This is a genomic window from uncultured Rothia sp., assembly GCF_916715725.1.
Lineage (GTDB): Bacteria > Actinomycetota > Actinomycetes > Actinomycetales > Micrococcaceae > Rothia.
This window is the reverse complement of the sequence record NZ_CAKAPD010000005.1, coordinates 124,423-144,100: the sequence shown is the minus strand read 5'-3', so window position 1 is coordinate 144,100 and position 19,678 is coordinate 124,423. Positions and strand designations below refer to the sequence as shown.

Below are 19,678 nucleotides of genomic sequence, written 5' to 3'. Positions count from 1 at the left end.
AAAAGATGCGGTAGAGGTGCCCCATCCGCTGTGGCGGCGCGTCCCTAGAGCGCCGTTTCCCCGAACCGCCTCCGGGTTATTCACCCACCCCGTCGACACAGAAAGACACATCATGAAGATCACGAAGTTCCACACTGGCGTTGCCCTGACCACTTCCCTGCTGCTGGCTGCCCTGACCGGTTGCGGTGCCGCGAACACCGCCTCCTCCTCGGCTTCTAGCTCGACCTCGACCTCCGTTTCGGCTTCGAGCAATTCCGCGAAGAAGCACACCAGCTTCTTCGTGAAGGATAACGGCGACGGCACCAAGGTCATTAAGGACATTGACGGCAAGGAAGTTACCGTCCCCACCAACCCGGAGCGCATCGCTGACCTGTGGCACGCAAACAACCAGGTGGTTCTGCTGCTGGGCGGTGCCGAGAAGCTGGTGTCCACCACAACGAACGTGAAGTCCCTGGCGTGGTTCAAGCAGGTGTACCCCGGTATTGAAAAGGTTGATGCGCCGGTGAAGGGCACCGACGTGAACATGGAACAGCTGCTTGCCGATAAGCCGGAGGTGCTGCTCGCCTCGTCGAAGGATCAGATTGCGAAGGTAACTGAGGCGGGTATCCCGGCGGTGCACGTGGAGTTCCAGAACTTCGCCGACCTGAAGCGCACCGTTGAGCTGACCGCCGAGGTCATCGGCACCGATGAGGCGATTGAGCGTGCCGAGAAGTACCTGGCGTACCTGGAGAAGAACGAGAACCTCATCAAGGAGCGCCTGCAGGGCGTCACCGAGTCCCCGAAGGTGCTGCACATTGCGGGCGGCTCTGACCTGACGAAGGTGGACGGTTCGAACTCCCTGTTTGGCGAGTGGATGAAGCTTTCGGGCGCGAAGAACTCCCTGGACGGTGTGGAGAACCTGAAGAATATTTCTCTGGAGCAGATTATTGCCTCGCAGCCCGAATACATCATCATTGGTGGCGCGGATGCGCAGAAGGGTGTCGACGCTATCAAGGCTGACGCCGCGTGGAAGGACGTTCCCGCCGTCAAGAACGACAAGATCATTAAGAACCCGGTCGGCACCTTCAACTGGGACCGTTACTCCGCTGAGGAGGCTCTGCAGATTCTGTGGGCGGCGAAGCTGTTCCACCCCGAGAAGTTCTCCGACATTGACCTGGTCAAGGAGACCCGCGAGTTCTACTCGACCTTCTACGGCTACCAGCTGACCGAGGATGAGGCTCAGCGCATCATCAACGGCCAGGGCCCCGCAAAGTAGTCCCCGTGGCTCGCTAGTTCGCTAGTTTTGTAGCTACCCCCGCCGGTTCTGCTGAGGCTCTTCTACCGAGGCTCTACGTCTGGAGCTCTTGTGGAGCCTCTGGATTCTCAGCGGAGCTGGCGGGGCTCCAAGTTTTTCACTCTTCTTCTCTCTATTCCTGTGTGCACATACCGCCCGGGACCGTGCTCAAGGCATGGTTCCAGGCGGTATTTATTGGTTCGCAGTGTTCGCTACAGCGTTAGTTGGTCGCTGCGTTAGCGCACCTCCACGGTTGCTCCGGCGAGGCTCATCAGCGCCCGGTTCGTCAGCGGAAGGTACCCGTTCAGGGCGCTCAAAATCAGCTGCATCGTGCGTTCTTCATCCTCCACGCTCAGCCCGCGGGGAATGCCCACGCCGGGCACGCAGATGCGCTGCTTGTACAGGTCAATCACCGCGCACACGGTGCGGTTCGGCACACCCAGCACGGGCAGCATGCCGCGGTGGTTGACGGTGCGCAGGCCCTTACCTACCACGGCGGCGGTGCGGATATCCGGGCGGAGACTCCTCGCAAAACGGGAGGCGCCCGCCGCCTCGGCGATGAAAGCCGCCGGGTCGGGGAGGCTGTTCGGCGCCTGGTTCTTCTCCAACGACAGGAGCGGCTCCCCCACGGCGGCGGTAACCGCCACGTAGCGCACCTGCCGGTCCATCGCGTTGAGGAAGTCCAGTTCCGCGTACTCCTCCACGCGGTAGTTCTCGACCAGACCGGCTTCGCCCGACCCAGTTTCTTCCACGGTTCGGGTGATGACTTCCTCATCGTAGAAGCTTGCCACGCACACCTGCGGGGCGCCGCGCTCAATGCGGGCGCGGCACCGATAGTCATCGTCGAGCAGCCAGAGGGACAGCTCGTAGCCGTCGGGCACATCACGCACACCGGTCGCGAGGAGCACCTCACTGCCGTCCAGGTGGAAGGGCTCCCAGCCTGCCGGTTCGAACGCGTTGAGGGCGCCGTCCAGGGCGGGGTTGCAGGAGCCGAGGCTCGGCGCCTGCTCAGCCGGGGTGAACGCCTCGGTGGAGGGCATGGCGATGGTGAGCCCGCGCATCCTGCCGGCGAGACAGAGTTCAATCGCCATGAGCAGGTGGCCCGCACCTTCACGGCTGAGTGCGGGGCTCTGCACCAGGTGCGCCACGCCGGAGTTGTCCAGGCTGAGGTGTTCGCCGACTCCGCGGGCGGCGTTGGAGTAGCGGTTGTGCAGACGCACCAGCTCGTCAATGGGCAGGGCGCGGCCCACGGCGCCGAACGCCTGGGCGATAGCCTGAACGTGTTCGGGGAAGACGCGGCAGAGCCTTCCGAGCTGACGCGCAAATTCTGCAGGACGCTGCGTGAGCACGCCCAGCAGGGTGCCGAGGTTCTGCTGGCGGTAAGCGTTGAGCAGCTGGGCGACGGTGGCGGGTTCAAGCTGTTCGGCTACACCCCTCTTGGGGAGGCGCGCTCCCCCGCGGCTGAGGGTTGCGGTACCGCCGCGGCTGCCCGCGGAGAACTCCGGTGAGTTCTTGCCTGCTTGTTCGCTTGTTTGTTCTCGGTAGGTTCCCGACTGCGTCACGTTTTCACGACCTTGAGCTCTTCAGAGCGTTCGTTAGCTGAATCTTTATAAGGTGACGGGCGGAGCTCAGCGCCTACCGGCAGATAGTTCGTGCACACACTACCGTCTGCCGGGTCGTATAGTACCGGCATACAGCTGTGCCTCGTTCCTTGAGCAACTAAGCTATAGCTTCAAGACGTCAGCATCAGAATCTCAGCGCTGAGATAGTACCCAGTTCTCCGCGCTGAGATGTCAGCGTTGAGCCCTGCCCGTCGGTGCGGGCGCGCGCGTTCCCTCGTGGAGGCGCCGAGCTGGGTTACCGCTGGTAATGAACCCGTTGCTCGTGCCGTGGAGGGGCGTGTGCGTTCCGCAACGCTTTTTAGGCTATCAGCTTTAGCAGGCAATTACTAGGGTTACAGTAACTATTAGCTAAGGTTGAGCTATCTTTCAGATTGTGAGAGCTTTACACGGGCGTTTTAGCCCCCGAAATCTAAGACCCGAAATATCTAGGATCGGAAATCTAGGACCGGCAGCCTAGACCGGCGCCCTAGACCGGCAAATCCACCCACTGCGTATCCCCCCAGGTCACGCTCGCCGCACCGGAACTCAAGCTCACCACCAGCTCCTCGGCACGCTCCAGCTCCTCCGGGCGGTCAAACACGCCCAGGGAAATCGTGGCACCCTCCGCACCGTACTCAGTTCCCAGCACGTTCAGTCCGGCGGCGCGGATCTCGTTCTCCAGGCGGCCAGCGTCCGCGTGCGAACTGGACACCTGACCCACGCGCAGACGCTCACGCGAATCAAACTGAGCAGAGTCCAGGGTCTGCACCACCGAATCCGTGTAGGCGCGCACCAGACCGCCCGCGCCAAGCTTAATGCCGCCGAAGTAACGCACGACCACGGCAACCACATCCGACAGGTCGGTGGTGCCATCCTCGCGGGTCTGACGCGCCAGCAACGCCTGCATCATCGGCACACCGGCGGTACCGGCGGGCTCACCATCATCGGAGGAACGCTGAATATCGCGGTCAGCACCAATAATAAACGCCGAACACACGTGGCGGGCATCGTGGTAAGTCTTGCGCACCGACTCAATGTAGGTGCGCGCCTCCTCGACGGTGCTCACGCGCTTGATGTGACCAATAAATTCGCTACGCTTAATTTCGAGGAGGCTCTCATAGGGCTCATCGCCGCGCGGCACAAGGTAGCGGTTGGCGCGAGTTTCTTCCTGCATGTGTCCTCCTCTGATCAGTACCTATCTATTGTGGCACAGCCCGTCAGGAGCACCGTCCATGTCCCAGCCTTCCTCCCCCGCTTCTACCGCCCTGCGCCGTTACGCCCTCACCGGCGGTATCGGCAGCGGCAAGAGCACCATCGCCTCCCTCTTCGTTGAGCAGGGCGCATTCCTGGTGGATGCGGACGCTATCTCCCGCTCCCTCATGGAGCCCGGGGAGGCGGTACTCGCCCGCACGGTCGCGGAGTTCGGTGAGCATCTGCTCGACGAGGACGGCCGCCTCAACCGCCCCGCCCTGGCGCGGATTGTGTTCAATGATGAGCAGGCGCGCCTGCGTCTGAACGCGATTGTGCACCCGGCCATTCGTGAGCGTGCCGCGCAGCTGGTGGAGCAGGCGCAGTCCGAACCCGGTTTTAGCGGCGTGGTGCTGGAGGATATTCCCCTGCTCGTGGAGACCGGCGACCCGTCCGCCTTTGAGGGCGTGGTCGTGGTGCGCACTCCCCTGGCGACTCGCCTGCAACGCCTCGTATCGTCGCGCGGCATGAGTGAGGAGGATGCGCGCGCCCGCATCGCAGCACAAGCAACCGACGAGCAGCGCGAGGCGGTCGCAACCTGGATTATCGATAACGGCGGCTCGCTGGAGGAAACAGCCAAGCAGGTGCGCACCGTCTGGGAGCAGATGACCGCCGCCTAAAGCACCCCAACACCCCGCATCACCCGGCACCCAAAACCTACCCCGAACCCCAACCTCCCCACAACGCAAAGAACCCCCTCACCTCCCAAACGGGAGATGAGGGGGTTCCCTGCTCTAGGCACCCCGTGCGGGGTTACCTATCAGCTATTACGCCTGATGAGTGCTCATCTGAGCGGCAGATTAGTTGCCGGTCAGCTTCTTGCGGAGCTCAGCCAGTGCCTCATCCGATGCGAGGGTACCTGCGGAAGCGGGCTCCTCGGAGGAGTAAGAGGTCGGTGCGGGCTCAGCTGCTGCGGGAGCTGCTGCTGCAGCCTCTGCGTCAGCCTCGAGAGCCTTAGCAACCTGAACCTTGTGAGCCTCGAAGCGAGCCTGTGCCTCTGCGTACTGTGCTTCCCAAGCCTCGCGCTGTGCGTCGAAGCCTTCCAGCCACTCGTTAGCCTCGGGGTCGAAGCCCTCGGGGTACTTGTAGTTGCCAGCCTCGTCGTACTCTGCAGCCATGCCGTACAGAGCGGGGTCAAACTCGGTAGCGTTGGGGTCAACGCCCTCGTTTGCCTGCTTGAGGGACAGGGAGATGCGGCGGCGGTCCATGTCGATGTCGATGATCTTAACGAAGACCTCTTCACCAACGGAGACGACCTGCTCAGCCAGGTCAACGTGGCGGGTTGCCAGCTCGGAGATGTGGACGAGGCCCTCGATGCCGTCCTCAACGCGCACGAATGCACCGAAGGGAACGAGCTTGGTGACCTTGCCGGGAACAATCTGGCCCAGAGCGTGGGTGCGAGCAAATGCCTGCCACGGATCTTCCTGGGTAGCCTTGAGCGACAGGGAGACGCGCTCGCGGTCCAGGTCCACCTCGAGAACCTCGACGGTAACGGGCTGGCCAACCTCGACAACCTCGGACGGGTGGTCGATGTGCTTCCAAGACAGCTCGGAAACGTGAACCAGACCGTCCACGCCACCCAGGTCCACGAATGCACCGAAGTTGACGATGGAGGAGACAACGCCCTCGCGGACCTGACCCTTCTCCAGCTCGTTGAGGAAGGAGGAGCGAACAGCGGACTGAGTCTCTTCCAGGTATGCACGGCGGGACAGAACAACGTTGTTGCGGTTCTTGTCCAGCTCGATGATCTTAGCTTCGATCTGCTGACCGATGTAAGGTGCGAGGTCGCGGACGCGGCGCATCTCAACGAGGGATGCGGGCAGGAAGCCACGCAGACCGATGTCGAGGATGAGGCCACCCTTGACAACCTCGATAACGGTACCGGTAACGACGCCGTCGTTTTCCTTGACCTTCTCGATGTCGCCCCATGCACGCTCGTACTGTGCGCGCTTCTTGGAGAGGATCAGGCGACCTTCCTTGTCCTCCTTGGTGAGGACGAGTGCCTCAACCTCGGAGCCGAGCTCGACAACCTCAGAGGGGTCGATGTCGTGCTTGATGGACAGCTCGCGGGAGGGGATGACGCCTTCGGTCTTGTAACCGATGTCGAGCAGAACCTCATCGTGGTCGATCTTAACAACCTGGCCGGAGACGAGATCGCCGTCGTTGAAGACCTTGATAGTCTTCTCGACTGCCTCGAGGAATGCCTGCTCGTCGCCGATGTCGTTGATTGCGACCTGAGGGATGTTGGTGCTCATGTAGTGAGGGCTCCAATTGGATTTCTAATAGGTCGACGCTGCCGGTTCGCCGCTCAACACCCCCTGGTGGAGGCGCCGACCGGCTCACTTTTTCACCCCGGCGCGCACGGCATAGGGCCGCTAACACCTTTGATTGGGGTGAGGAAACGTCGAGCTGACGGATACTTACAATGTGTACCGCCCACCGGAAGCAGATGCTTTAAGCAGGGTGTACAGGCAATTCATGTTCGTTTCTCCGAAGAGAAAAAGAGCATAGAAAACCTGTACGTTGGTACACGCGATTAATAGTGTACGGGAATCCCGGGCGTGTCGTCAATGGTTACGCGCCCGGAATTCCCGTACTTATTTGCGGTTTTATTTGGTTGTGAAGTGGAGGGACGGTGTTCGTCCTCGTTCCTCTCAACATGGGAGGGGCGGGGCGCCGCATATTTCCTCCGCGCCTACGCAGGGGCACCCGTCACCCGGACGCTCCGCCCTCTCCTCGCTCCGCATCGGAGAGCGTCCGGGCTGACACCCTGAGGGCGCATCCGGAAAACGCGGCCGCACCCGCACAGTACCCCAGCGCGGAAAGGCGGTATCGTCCGAAAGTGACATCAGGGTGCCCGAAGCGAAGCGAGGGCGGGTGCCCCTGTAGGAACGAGGACGATAACCGCCTTTCCAAGCGGAACCCAAGCGTCCCCAGTCTTTCCAAGCGAAAGCCGCGAGAAGGAAACGAGCCTAGTGGCCCGCCTCCTGCCAGGACTTACCCCAGCCGACCTGCACATCCAGAGGAACACGCAGGCTGGCGGCACCGCTCATCTCCTCGACGAGTACGCGCTCGGCGGCTTCACGCTCACCGGTGGCAACTTCGAGGATGATTTCGTCGTGCACTTGCAGCAGCATGCGGGTCTTCAGGCCCTCTTCGCGCAGGCGGCGGTGGATGTTGATCATGGCGATCTTGATGATGTCCGCGGCGGTGCCCTGAATGGGGGCGTTGAGGGCGGCACGTTCGGCGGCTTCACGGCGGACGCGGTTGGGCGAGTCCAGGTCGGGCAGCACGCGGCGGCGGCCGAAGATGGTTTCGGTGTAGCCGTCCTGGTGTGCCTGCTTGAGCACGCCGCGCAGGAAGCGTCCCACGCGTCCGAAGCGCTTGAAGTAGTTGGTGCGCAGTTCGCCTGCCTCGTCGGAGCTGATGTTCAGCTGCTTGGCGAGACCGAAACGCGAGAGACCGTATGCCAGGCCGTAGGACATTGCCTTCACCTTGGAGCGCTGCTCGGGGGTGACGTCCTCGGGGGCTACGCCGAAGACTTCGGAGCCGACGTAGCGGTGCAGGTCCTCCCCCGCTTCGTAGGCGGCGATGAGCTTCTCGTCGGCGGCGAGGTGCACCATGATGCGCATTTCAATCTGCGAGTAGTCGGCGGTGAGCAGACCCTCGTACTCCACACCGTCGATGGGTGCGGGCGCGACGATGAAGGCGCCACGGATGCGGCGGCCTTCCTCGGTGCGGATCGGGATGTTCTGCAGGTTCGGCGCGGTCGAGGAGAGTCGACCGGTGGAGGCGGCACCCTGCTGGAAGGTGGTGTGCACGCGTCCGTCGTCGGCGGCTGCTTTCTGCAGGCCTTCGACGGTCTGTACGAGTTTGATGTTATCGCGGTAGGCGGCGAGCGCACCGAGGAATGCGGCACCGTCGGACTCCGGGGAGATTTTGGTGAGCAGTTCGGTGACGGATTCAGCGTCGGTGGAGTAGCCGGACTTGATTTTGCGGGTGTGCGGCAGGGCGAGCTTGTCGAAGAGTACGGTCTGCAGCTGTTTGACGGAGGCGAGGTTGAGGGGTTCTTCGCCGTCGTCGGTTTCGACGGTGTCGCCGACGATGGTGCGTGCGGCGTCCTGCGCCTGGGCGGCGCGTGTGGAGAAGGTTTCGTGCAGTTCGGCAAGGAGCGCGTCGGACACGGCGATGCCTGCCTGTTCCATGTCTGCGAGGACGTAGAGTAGCGGCAGTTCGATTTCTTCGTAGACCTTCAGCTGGCCGTGCTCTTCCATTTCGTAGTGGAGCAGGCGTGCGAGCTCGTGGATGATGCGGCTAATCTGCGTGAAGTAGCGCAGGTTTTCGACGGGTTCGGCTTCGCCGGGCAGGCTGAAGAGGGAGGGTTCTGCCTCTTCTTCTTCGGGCTGGAAGACGAGCTGCGCGTAGGGGTCCTTGGGGATCCAGAGGTAGCGTTCGGCGAGGTCTTCCATGCGTTCGGAGAAGAGCTTGCGGGTTGCGGTGGGGATGAAGCCGCACATGTAGGAGGACAGTGCGGGGTCTTCGACGGCGCCGGCGAGCTCGTAGCCGTAGGCGCGCAGAAGCTTGCGCTGAACCTTCAGGTCCATGACGATTTTGCGGGCGGCTTCGTCGGAGAGCCAGGCGGCGAGGGCGGCGTCGAGTTCCGGGTCGATGCTACGGGTGTCAATCCAGAGGCTGGTGCTCTTGCTGGTGAGGAGCACGCCGAGCAGTTCGGGGTTTTCTTCGGCGGCGCGAATCTTGGTTTTGGTGACCTTGACTGCGGGTGCGTCGCCGATGGCGGGGCGCGCTACGGGCAGGTTGGTGACCGGGTAGAGGGTCACGGCGCCTTCGAGGCGTTCGGGTACGGCGATGGGCGCGCCCTGTTCGTCGGTGCCGTAGTTTTCTTCGGCTGCGGCGGCGCAGAAGGCGCGGAATGCTGCTGCGTCTGCGTTTTTGGTGGGTGCGCTGGTAGCGATGGGTGCGTAGACGGGGCCGGTGGGTGCCTTCTTGGGGGCGCCCTCCTCCCCTGATTCTGCAGCGAAGCTGGTAGCGCCTGCGGATCCGGCGGCGCGCACGATGGGCCCGAGGGTGTCGGCGGCACGCTTGCGGATGGTGCGGAACTCTACCTCGTCGAAGAAGCTGTTGAGTGCATCCAGGTCGGGGGTGAATGCGGTGTCTTCGAGGGTGACGTTCAGGTCGAGGTCGTTGACGAGCTGGTTGAGGCGGCGGTTGCGCACCACGTTATCCACGTTCTCGCGCAGCGCTTCGCCCTTCTTGCCGCCGATCTTGTCGCGGTTGTCGAGCACGCCCTGCAGGGAGCCGTATTCGCCGAGCCACTTGGCGGCGAAGCCGGGGCCCACGCCGGGCACGCCGGGCAGGTTGTCCGCCTGCTCGCCGGTGAGGGCGGCAAGGTCGGGGTACATGTGCGGGGGCACCTTGGTTTTCTTTTCGACGGCGGCGGGGTCCATGCGCTGAATACCCTTGGAGGGGCCGGTGGTGACCGGGTAGAGCAGGGTGACGTCGTCGGTGACGAGCTGGAAGATGTCGCGGTCGCCGGAGAGGATGAGGACCTTGTAGCCGGCTTCGGTGCCACGGCGGGTCAGGGTGGCGACGATGTCGTCAGCCTCGTAGTTTTCGTAGGTGAGCGCGGGGATGTTCAGCGCGCCGAGCATCTTCTTGATGAGGTCAATCTGGCCGTCGAATGCTTCGGGGATGGCGTTGCGGCCGCCCTTGTATTCGCCGTATTCGGCGGTGCGGAAGGTGCCGCCGGGCAGGTCGAAGGCTACGGCGATGTGGCTGGGCTGATTGTCTTTGATGATGCTCAGCAGGGTGGAGAGGAAGGCGTGGACGGCTTCGGTATGCTGGCCGTCGCTGCGCACGAAGATGTGCTGCCCGGTCTTCTCCGCCATGGTGTAGATGCCGAAGAAGGAGCGTAGGGCGAGGGAGTGTCCGTCAATGAGCAGGAGGGTTTTGTTCTCTGTAGTCACCCCTCTAGTGTATCGAGTCTGAGTTTTCTCGGTGGTTGGCTTCGTGACGGCTGGGTTCGGGTGGCTGGTTTCGACGGATGCGGGTCAGCCCTACAAGGAGGCGCCCGCGCCGTATTGGGTGCCGGCGCCGTGTAAGTCCTCGCGCCGTGCCATATAGCGGAATAACGGGGTGCGCGGAAAGAGTTTTACCTCATATATAGGTACCGGTGGGGTGCGTTTGGTGAGTTTTCACCCAAAAAATTGTGCCCCAAGCCACTATGTAAGGTGGATAATAATACAGTTTCCAGATAATATATAACCTTATTATCGCCTCCAGCGTAGGAAACCCCCACACCCCGTGCATTCATAGGCAGAGCTCTACCCAGAATTCACCGGCAGGATTCACCGGACCGTGAGGGCACCTCCCGCGCTCAACACACAACGAACCCTCATTTAGGAACCCATGAAGGTACTCAAAAAACTCCCCCTCCTCGCGTGGATTATCATCGCGATTGCATCGGGTGTGCTCATCGGCATGCTGACCCCCGGAATGATTAGCGGCATCAATGACGCCACCGGCGCGGCCATCCCCACCGACCTCATTGTGCAGCTCTTCGTCTCCTTCTCTACCGTGTTCAGCGCCTTCCTGAGCTTCGCGATTCCGCTGATTATTATCGGCTTCATCGTGCCCGGCATCGGTTCCCTCGCGCAGGGTGCGGGTAAGATGCTCGGCATCACCGTGGGTCTGGCGTACATCTCCAGCATCCTTGCTGGCTTCCTGGCGCTGACCTGCGCTCTGCTGCTCTACCCCATCATCCTGCAGGGCCAGCAGCTCGCCTCCTTCGACAACCCCGAGAACGCTCTCTCCAAGGGTTACATCTCCTTCGAGCTGACCCCGATTATGGGCGTGCTCAGCGCACTGATTCTCTCCTTCATCCTGGGCCTGGGCATTACCGCCCTGAAGACCCGTGCGATGCTGAACCTCTTCGAGGACTTCCAGGTCATCGTTGAGAAGATGCTCGGCTACGTGATTATTCCCCTGCTGCCCGTGCACATCGTGGGCGTGTTTGCGAACATGACCCTCGCCGGTCAGGTGGCGAAGATCCTCTCGGTCTTCGGTCTGGTGTTCGTCATGGTGATTATTCTGCACTGGGTCACCCTGGTACTGCAGTACTCGGTGGCTGGTGCGGTATCTCGCCGTAACCCTATCCAGATGCTCAAGGCCATGCTCCCGGCATACTTCACCGCAATCGGTACCCAGTCTTCGGCTGCAACCATTCCGGTGACCGTGCGTTCGGCAAAGAAGGCTGGCATCTCCTCCCGCGTGGTGGACTTCGCAATTCCGCTGTGCGCGACCATTCACCTCTCCGGCTCCATGATTACCATTACCTCCTGCTCGGTGGCAGTGCTGTTCATGACCGGTCAGCACCCCGACTTCGGTAGCCTGATTCCCATGATTCTGGTGCTCGGCGTGATGATGGTTGCCGCTCCCGGTGTTCCCGGCGGTGGCGTGATGACCGCGATTGGTCTGCTGCAGTCCATGCTCGGCTTCGACGCCTCCATGATTGCCCTGATGATTGCCCTGTACCTGGCTCAGGACTCCTTCGGCACCGCAACCAACGTGACCGGTGACGCGACCATCGCAGCCCTGACCGAGCGTATTTCTAAGGCAATCGGAGCGAATCCCGATAAGGAAATCCGCGACGAGGACATCGAAAAGGCAGAAGCTATCTCCGCCTAATCCTCTCCGCCTCCACAGCGTTTTTCAGCCCCGTCTCCTGAGTTCAGGAGGCGGGGCTGATGCGTACCCGGAGCCTCCCCCGCAGGTCAAAGCCAGGTCAAAGCACCAAAAACCGAGGAGTACACTGGAAGTCATGACTGAAAACAACACACAGCACGCACCCGTCCGCGCGGCAGCACCCACCACCCTCACCGCAGAAGAAATCAAGGCACAGCTGACCGAGAGCGGCATCCCCGAGCACCTGCACTCTTACTTCCCCCGCGGCCTGGGCGAGCTCATCCCCGCCATAGGCATTAAGTTCCAGGAACTCACCGCAGAACGCACCGTGGCGACCATGCCCGTCGCCGGTAACACTCAGCCCATCGGTCTGCTGCACGGCGGCGCTAACGTGGTCCTTGCAGAGACCCTCGGCTCCCTCTCCGCAGGTGTGCACGGCGGCGAAGACCTCGTAGCAGTCGGCGTGGACATCAACGCAACCCACGTACGCCCGGCAGTCTCCGGTGTCGTCACCGCAACCTGCACCGCCGTCAAGCTCGGACGCACCCTGTGCATCCACTCCATCGACATTGTGGATGAGCGCGGCCGCACCACCTGCACCGCACGCATCACCAACATGCTGATCCCCCGCCCCACCGCCTAACGACTACCCCCTAAGCTAAGGTAGAGGGAACGACCCCCAACGAAAGGACAACCATGGCCCGCGAGCGCACCCCCTATTTCAAGCGTTACCCGAAGATTGTGCGCGCCAAGCGCATTGTCCTGCCCATCGCAATCGGTGTGATGCTGGTGTGCCTGGTGACCGCGATTAATAATCCCGGCAGCTTCTGGTGGCTGGGCGTGATGCTCGGTACCGGCGGCATGCTCTGGGCTGGTTCGCCCACGGACCGCCCCATCAGCGGCCCGAACAATGATGACGACGATTTGAACCGCTACCTGCGTTAGGCTCTGCCTGCCTTAGGGTTCCCACCCGCGCTAGGCACCCGGTTCGCCGCGCGCACCCGCAAACGGTCAGAAACGAACGGTTAAACACGAACGCCCCGTCCCTCAGCTTCATCGTGAGGGGTGGGGCGTTTGTGTGTCATGAATAAAGGTGCCGGTTCATCAATGCACCAGCTGTGTGTGCTCAGCGGCGAATCCTAGTCTTCGCCGTAGCGTACATTCGTACCTGCACTGTCACGTACTGTGTACGTCTCGTGCTTAGGAGAGCTGCTTGATGATGGTGTCAGAAACTTCGCGCATGGACAGGCGGCGGTCCATGGAGGTCTTCTGAATCCAGCGGAATGCTTCCGGCTCAGTCAGGTTCATCTTGGTGATGAGCAGCGACTTTGCGCGGTCAACGAGCTTGCGGGTCTCGAACTGGTCGCGGATGGTGCCAACTTCCTTCTCGAGGGCGCGAATCTGCTCGTAGCGGCTGATTGCCACCTCGATTGCGGGGACCAGGTCGTTCGGGGAGAACGGCTTGACGACGTACGCCATAGCGCCTGCCTCAACGGCACGGTCGACGAGTTCCTTCTGGCTGAATGCAGTCAGCAGAACGACGGGAGCGATTTGTTCCTTCGCAATTTCCTCAGCTGCGGTGATGCCGTCCATGATCGGCATCTTCACGTCCATGAGGACGAGGTCGGGGCGGTGCTTCTGTGCCAGTTCGACAGCGGTCTTGCCGTTATCGGTTTCTGCAACAACATCGAAACCCTGGTCCTTCAGAATTTCAACGATGTCGAGGCGAATCAATGCCTCGTCTTCTGCCACGACGACGGTGCGGGCGGGACCCTGCTCCTCCGCCTGGTCCTGAGTGGTCAGCTCTGACATTACTCTTCTCCTTTATCAAATTTCAGTCACTTTAAAGTTTACAGGAGGGAATAAATGTTCATCTACTTTCGCGCCTTGTCCCCCGCGTGTTATATGCGTCCTATGTGCAGGTGGGAGGGGTTTTCTGACGTCACTTTGCGACCCTCCATCAGATTTTGCATCTTAATGCATATTTTTGTTCTATACTGCTCATAACTGTGAAAACAAAACCGCACAACATAGAGGTCACGCGGTGAAATTCACAGCCACAACACAGACCCGAAAATGACTCTGACATGCACTAACACCCCCTCGGGTTAGACACAAAAGTAATAAACAAAATATTTATATCGAAACTCCATCACGCGCCGCAGAAGGTCGATACACTGAAATAGGTATTCTCCTCGACTTCTCCGGCACTCACATTTGACCACCCATACTCGATACCCGGAGGGGATTCATGTCAATCACCCGTCAAGCACGCACCCTGTACTCAGACTTCGTCGAGTACAAGGAACTCGATCGCACCCCGCTGACTTCCATTCACCCCGGAATTCTCGTCGCCTTCGATTCCACCGCGCTTGCAAGCCTCTACAACTACCCAACCCACATTAGCGACGAAATCCTCCGCGCCTACTCCCAGCTCCGCGGACACGCCTTCCTCCCCCACCAGGCACTCAAAGAATTCTGGGCAGCACTCGACGGCGCCTCCCCTGTGCCCGCCGCCGCAGAACGCGTCCGCTCAGCGCTCGCATCCTTCAAAGAAACCCTGCCCGAAGAACGCAACTCCCCCTGGAGCGCGCTGCGTTCAGTCACGCACCAGCTGGACCACTCCATCGCGCAGATCATGAAGATCCTCGAACCCACCACCGAGACCGGATCCATCAACATGGCACGCCGCGAAGATGACACGATCCTGCCGCGACTGAACCGCATCTTCACCGGACACGTAGGTGCGGCGCCCAGCCCCGAACGCCACGAACAGCAGTGCCGCGAAGCCCTCGCACAGGGCCACCCGCTGCTCGCTAACACCACCTTCGACGCCGACTTCGCGCTCTGGAACCAGTGCCTTGCCGAAGCAACCACCCGCGTGAAAGGCACCGACTGCGTCTTCGTTACCGGCGGTGTGCGCGACACCTGGCTGCGCAACGGTCAGCAGGTACGCGCCGCATCGGGTGACGAGCCCGTGCGTCAGCTCGCTAACCGTCAGCTGCTGCGCGAATACACTAAGGCAACCGGAGGCGGCGTGTTCCGCATCTACACCATCGAGGAAATCCTGCGACTCGCCTCCAACCAGTACGGCGTGACCGTCAGCGACGCTACCTACAGTGCGATTCGCGCGGAACAGCCCGTAGCTGTGTAAATTCGCCGTATAAAGTCGCCGTATAACGTCACGGCTGAGAATAATCCCACCACACTGACCACAATTAACCGCAAGAAGCCACATGTGTTTCGAGAAGCCACTAAAAACGTGGCTTTTCGAAACACATGTGGCTTTTCAGCGTCTGCGGCCAAAGAATTATCTAGCGAACGTTCTTCAATTCCTATCCCTCACGGTTGGCACGGTAGAGCTCCGCGGCGCGCTCCTCCGAGGACTCGTCATCACCCAAGAGCAGGTAGCACAGGTACAGGGTGAAGGCGGCGCGGCAGTCGTCGGCGAGCGCGCTAGTTCCCTCACCGGGCTGGGTGCTGAAAGCGATAGCGTCGTGCGCCTGGGGCAGGGCGGCAATCAGGTGCGCGGCGGTCTCGTAGCCGTCCTGGTCGCCAGGCAGGGTGAACTCGTGCGGCTCCGGGTTCTCGGTAGCGCCGGCTTCCGCACGGGCGGCGTGGAAGTTAGCCTTGAGGACGTCTTCAACGCGGCGAATCTGCGCGGCGTCAGGCAGGGTACGGTCATCTGCGACAAACGCAACGTGGATGCCGTTCAGGGTCTCGTAGGGGTGCTCGCCCGCGTAGTATCCGGCGGCGAGCGCGTAGCCGGTCAGCAGGCGTGCCTCGTCGGCGGTGAAGGTGCCGCGCGCCTCACGCAGGGCGGGCAGCAGAAGTTCGGTCAGGAGCGGGCGCAGGGACTCGGGGGCGTTCGCGATAGCCTCATTCAGGTATTCGTCTGCCTGCACGGTGGGCTCGGCGTTGAGCAGGGTCAGGAAAGCCTCATCGGTGCCATCCCAGTAGCGGGCAATCAGCACGAGGGTTGCAATGAGCGCGAGCAGTTCGCGGTAGTCGCCGGAACGGTCAGCGGCGAAAGTGTTAGCAACAACGCGGGCGAGCATGCGGGCGGCAATGTTCTCGAGGACGAACTCGTCGTAGGCATTATCGCCGGGCCAGTTAGCGGGGTCGGGCAGGTAGGTGTCATCCAGGTAGCGCAGGACGGGCTCGAGGGGTGCGGGCGCATCCGCCGCAAGGTCGGGGCAGCACTGCGCAACCCAGCTGTTCACGGTAGCCTCGTCGGCAATGCCGGTAGCCTCAGCAAGCTGGACGCGCGAGAGGCTGTACGGTGCAACGAGTGCGGCGAGGTCGTCGCAGGCGCCGTTGGAACGGTAGGTGGGCTGGTAGTTGGCGCTGGGTAGAGTGCCGGGGAGGGTGGCTGCCATGGTGGCTCCTTCGCTGAGGTTCGGGGTGAATTGGGTTGTATGGTGTGCGATGCGCCGGACCGTTTGAGGGTCCTGCGCGTCTTCTAATTTCAGAATATCCCAGAGCCCCGCATCGTGCGCTGCCCGTCGTCATTATGGGCTTCAGAGCATTTTTGGTCGCGTTCCATCTTGCACCATCGACATATACAAGCACCCATCAGTTGTTAATGATAGAATCGCAGTATATTCTTTAGTTAATTTTCAAACAATATTTTTCAAAGGAGTTAACAATGTCTCACTCTCCCTATACCAATAAGAAGGTCATGGAGGACTGGCTCGAAGACCTCGGGGTTTTGGATACGCTGGCAACTGCGGCAAAGATCATCCAGCTTGCGGCGAACAACCCGGATTACCCTGAACATGCGCGGAATGCCAGCAAGGGCATGAACCATTACGAACTTGTTGCCGAAAATCTTAATCGTGTCACCCTTACCGGTGATAAGTTTGCTACGTTCCAAAAAGAACCTATCGCTGAGAACCTCGAAGCTTTGGCAACTGACCTTCCGCAGGAAGCATACCCCCTTCTCAGGGATTTGAGTCTCCCGCGGGGTCTTTACCGCAGCGATTCGTACAAGAACATGCCTTTTTGGGAGGTCAGCACCTGTTGTTCCTTGGTAATGCAAAGCGCTAACCGCTTTGGTGGCATTGACAAGATTCGTTGGGAGAGCAGCACGAAAAAGCGAATTATTTCAGCAACGAATCACTACGTTCAGGACACTCTCGATATTCCGGGGTTGGATGATCTCGTCGAAGATTTGCCGTTGCGTCTCCCCATTTTGGTAGTAGCGTATAATATTTCACCCGAAGGTGAACTCAAGGAGTTTGTCCTCGGTCTACCTGCTCCAGTCGAACGTCGAAGCCAGAGCCCTTGGGTATGGAATATTGACGTGCTCGCTCGTGCAGCATCGTCTGGTTCCCCCTCCGTTGCCACTTCTTCCGCACAGGAAGTCCAGCCTACGAACCGTTCTGAGGCCCCGGCAGTTCCCGACGCTCATGTTAAGCTGAAGAAGGCAGCTGAGTAGGAGCTGTTATGACTCATACACCACACTCTTTGTCCGCGAAAGCATTATGTCTGTACAAGATTCTTCCCCCATACTCTCCTTTGACCCAAGGAGGCTCACGTTAGCTCGAGAACTTCAAGGTGTCCGCAAGAGCGATTTGGCTAGGAGTCTTGGAGTTAGTGCTGTCACTATTACTCATTGGGAATCGGGTAACCGAAACCCAACTAAAGATAATGTCTACGCACTAGCTCTGACTCTTGGCGTTGCTCCATCTTTTCTTGAAAGTCAGTTCTCAGAAGCCCCGTTAATTTCTGGCGCACCTCACTTTAGGTCCTTACGCTCGACAACTCAGCTTAGTCGCAACCAGGCTCAAGCGTATACGCAAGTTGTCCAGGATGTTGTGCATACGATGAATGAGTATGTCGACTTCCCAGACCTGGTACTTCCCAGCATCTTGACTGATTCTGACCTTCCCGGTTCTGAGATTCCTCGTCTAGCGGCTGAGCAGGTTCGTAAAGATTGGGGTTTAGGAAATAAGCCCGTCCAGCATGTTGTCCGAGCCATGGAGAACCATGGTATCGTCGTTGTCTTTGCACCATTCCATAGTGCAGCAATTGATGCCTACTCCACTTTTGGTAGCGAGGCTCCAGTAGTAGTTCTGAACCCGACAAAGGGTGATTACTACCGTCAACGCTTTGATGCCGCCCATGAGCTAGGCCACCTAGTAATGCATGCTGATGCTGATCCTGGTCATAAGGTTCTTGAGGCTCAGGCTCATGCATTTGCCGCAGAATTTTTGGCACCAAGTGCATGCATTCAGGATGAATTGCCTACAGTCATGAACGGTCAAGGTTGGATGAAGCTGAAGGAGCTTAAGGAATACTGGGGCATCAGTATGCAGGCTCTTCTGTATAGGGCTAAAGAACTGGGCCGCCTTTCAGATGATGCCTACCGAAACGCCATGGTTACCGTTTCTCGTAACGGATGGCGTGCTAAGGAACCAGGTCTTATTTCTTCTCTCGAAGAACCGTCCCTAATTCCTCATGCGATTAGTCTCATCGAGGAATCAGGCGTTTCATCTGAGATATTGAGAGAGAAGTCGCGCGTACCTCAACATTATTTTGAAGTCATCACAGCGCGACGTCCTGTTCTACCAGTGAGCGTATAAACGGCAAAGCCTCGAGAGGGTGTAATTTCTACACTCCCTCGAGGCTTCTCTGTGCGTCTCCAAAATATATCAGGCCAATTCAACAGAGAAGCCACATGTGTTCCAAACACATGTGGCTTCTCGGCGGAGAGGCAGAGGATGTTAGTCCAGCAGTGCGTCCACGAATGCTTCCGGGTCGAACGGTGCCAGGTCGTCCGGGCCTTCACCCAGGCCGATGAGCTTGACGGGAACGCCGAGCTCCTCCTGGATAGCGACCACGATACCGCCCTTCGCGGTGCCGTCGAGCTTGGTCAGCACGATACCGGTGACGTCCACAATATCTCCGAAGACCTTCGCCTGAACCATACCATTCTGGCCGGTGGTCGCGTCAATCACAAGCAGAACCTCGGTGACCGGCGCTTCCTTCTCAATCACGCGCTTGATCTTGCCGAGCTGGTCCATCAGACCGGACTTGTTCTGCAGGCGGCCCGCAGTGTCCACGAGCACGGTGTCAACGCCCTGCTCCTTGCCAGCCTTCACGGCATCAAACGCGACGGATGCGGGGTCGGCACCTTCCTTCTCAGAACGCACGGTCTTCACGCCCACGCGGTCACCCCAGGTGGTCAGCTGCTCAGACGCAGCGGCACGGAAGGTATCCGCGGCACCCAGAATCAGGGACTGACCGTCAGCAACCATCACACGGGCAATCTTACCGACGGTCGTAGTCTTACCCACGCCGTTCACGCCAACAACCAGCACCACGCCGGGGTTGCCGTCACTACCGGCAGTCTTCAGCTCACGGTCCATGTCGGGGCGAACAATCTTCACGAGCTCCTCACGAAGCATCTTCTTCACCGCAGCGGGGTTGCTCGTACCCTCAACGCGCACGCGCTGCTGCAGCGCCTCCACCAGGCGGGTGGTCGGCTCAGAACCCAGGTCGGCAAGCAGCAGGGTTTCCTCAACCTCATCCCAGACGTCCTGGTCGATGCGGTCGCGAGAAAGCAGAGCCAGCAGACCCTTGCCGAGCATGTTGTTCGAACGAGCCAGGCGGGCACGCAGACGCACCAGGCGACCCGCGGACGGGTCAGGCATATCAAGTTCAATAGCGCGAGGTGCCGAGCTTTCGGGTTCTTCCGCCGAACCGCCGGAGGCCTTAGCCGCCTCCTGACGCAAAGACTGCAGGTTCGCGGTCTTCTTGGGTCGGCGCAGAACCGCGAAAAGCACACCGGCAATAACCAGTACACCCAGCACGATCGCGCAAATCATCATCATCGTTTCATTCACACTAC

At 60.2% G+C, this 19,678-nt stretch carries 15 protein-coding genes; 8 read left to right on the top strand and 7 right to left on the bottom strand.

From position 1 onward, the window contains the following. Positions 1-112: 112 nt before the first annotated feature. A complete protein-coding gene (locus tag QZ822_RS04770; RefSeq protein WP_294642997.1) occupies positions 113-1,255 on the top strand; it encodes an ABC transporter substrate-binding protein in 1,143 nt (380 codons plus the stop codon). A gap of 254 nt (positions 1,256-1,509) precedes the next feature. On the opposite strand, the gene QZ822_RS04765 is transcribed toward QZ822_RS04770, so the two are convergent. Both QZ822_RS04765 and QZ822_RS04760 read right to left on the bottom strand, forming a co-directional pair. Next, positions 1,510-2,835 carry a 2-oxoglutarate dehydrogenase gene (locus QZ822_RS04765; protein WP_294642995.1) on the bottom strand — a complete coding sequence of 442 codons (1,326 nt, stop codon included), beginning with the start codon at positions 2,833-2,835 and terminating at the stop codon, positions 1,510-1,512. A gap of 526 nt (positions 2,836-3,361) precedes the next feature. Beyond that, positions 3,362-4,048, bottom strand: a complete 687-nt coding sequence (locus QZ822_RS04760) for a YigZ family protein (RefSeq protein ID WP_294642993.1) — start codon at positions 4,046-4,048, stop codon at positions 3,362-3,364. A 58-nt stretch (positions 4,049-4,106) separates the two neighbouring features. On the opposite strand from QZ822_RS04760, the gene coaE reads away from it, so the two are divergent. Beyond that, complete coding sequence (coaE, locus tag QZ822_RS04755) at positions 4,107-4,742, top strand: dephospho-CoA kinase (RefSeq protein WP_294642991.1); 636 nt, start codon at positions 4,107-4,109, stop codon at positions 4,740-4,742. Positions 4,743-4,922: 180 nt separating this feature from the next. Here the strand turns inward: coaE and rpsA are convergent, their stop codons facing one another. Together rpsA and polA are read right to left on the bottom strand one after the other, a co-directional pair. Next, positions 4,923-6,377: a 30S ribosomal protein S1 gene (gene rpsA, locus QZ822_RS04750; protein ID WP_005506223.1), complete on the bottom strand. Its 1,455-nt coding sequence runs from the start codon at positions 6,375-6,377 to the stop codon at positions 4,923-4,925. A 717-nt stretch (positions 6,378-7,094) separates the two neighbouring features. Continuing rightward, positions 7,095-10,106, bottom strand: coding sequence for a DNA polymerase I (gene polA / locus QZ822_RS04745; RefSeq protein ID WP_294642989.1), 3,012 nt, complete (start codon positions 10,104-10,106; stop codon positions 7,095-7,097). Positions 10,107-10,548: 442 nt separating this feature from the next. On the opposite strand from polA, the gene QZ822_RS04740 reads away from it, so the two are divergent. The 3 genes from QZ822_RS04740 to QZ822_RS04730 all read left to right on the top strand — a co-directional run bounded on the left by QZ822_RS04740 (position 10,549) and on the right by QZ822_RS04730 (position 12,768). Then, positions 10,549-11,826: a dicarboxylate/amino acid:cation symporter gene (locus QZ822_RS04740; RefSeq protein WP_294642987.1), complete on the top strand. Its 1,278-nt coding sequence runs from the start codon at positions 10,549-10,551 to the stop codon at positions 11,824-11,826. Between the two features lie 133 nt (positions 11,827-11,959). Then, a complete protein-coding gene (locus QZ822_RS04735) occupies positions 11,960-12,466 on the top strand; it encodes a PaaI family thioesterase (protein WP_294642985.1) in 507 nt (168 codons plus the stop codon). A 53-nt stretch (positions 12,467-12,519) separates the two neighbouring features. Next, entirely contained in the window at positions 12,520-12,768 is a 249-nt protein-coding gene (locus QZ822_RS04730) for a hypothetical protein (RefSeq protein ID WP_049341350.1), read from the top strand. Positions 12,769-13,023: 255 nt separating this feature from the next. On the opposite strand, the gene QZ822_RS04725 is transcribed toward QZ822_RS04730, so the two are convergent. Then, a complete protein-coding gene (locus tag QZ822_RS04725; protein WP_049327112.1) occupies positions 13,024-13,635 on the bottom strand; it encodes an ANTAR domain-containing response regulator in 612 nt (203 codons plus the stop codon). 439 nt (positions 13,636-14,074) lie between these two features. Here QZ822_RS04725 and QZ822_RS04720 point away from each other — a divergent pair, with 439 nt between their 5' ends. After that, positions 14,075-14,977, top strand: coding sequence for a PIN-like domain-containing protein (locus QZ822_RS04720; protein WP_294642983.1), 903 nt, complete (start codon positions 14,075-14,077; stop codon positions 14,975-14,977). A 181-nt stretch (positions 14,978-15,158) separates the two neighbouring features. Here the strand turns inward: QZ822_RS04720 and QZ822_RS04715 are convergent, their stop codons facing one another. Beyond that, positions 15,159-16,202, bottom strand: a complete 1,044-nt coding sequence (locus QZ822_RS04715) for a glycosyltransferase (RefSeq protein WP_294642981.1) — start codon at positions 16,200-16,202, stop codon at positions 15,159-15,161. 269 nt (positions 16,203-16,471) lie between these two features. Between QZ822_RS04715 and QZ822_RS04710 the strand changes: the two genes are divergently transcribed. Further along, complete coding sequence (locus tag QZ822_RS04710; RefSeq protein ID WP_294642979.1) at positions 16,472-17,263, top strand: hypothetical protein; 792 nt, start codon at positions 16,472-16,474, stop codon at positions 17,261-17,263. Between the two features lie 46 nt (positions 17,264-17,309). After that, positions 17,310-18,410 carry an XRE family transcriptional regulator gene (locus tag QZ822_RS04705; protein ID WP_049354758.1) on the top strand — a complete coding sequence of 367 codons (1,101 nt, stop codon included), beginning with the start codon at positions 17,310-17,312 and terminating at the stop codon, positions 18,408-18,410. Between the two features lie 141 nt (positions 18,411-18,551). On the opposite strand, the gene ftsY is transcribed toward QZ822_RS04705, so the two are convergent. Beyond that, a complete protein-coding gene (gene ftsY, locus QZ822_RS04700) occupies positions 18,552-19,661 on the bottom strand; it encodes a signal recognition particle-docking protein FtsY (RefSeq protein ID WP_070634357.1) in 1,110 nt (369 codons plus the stop codon). Positions 19,662-19,678 lie beyond the last annotated feature (17 nt).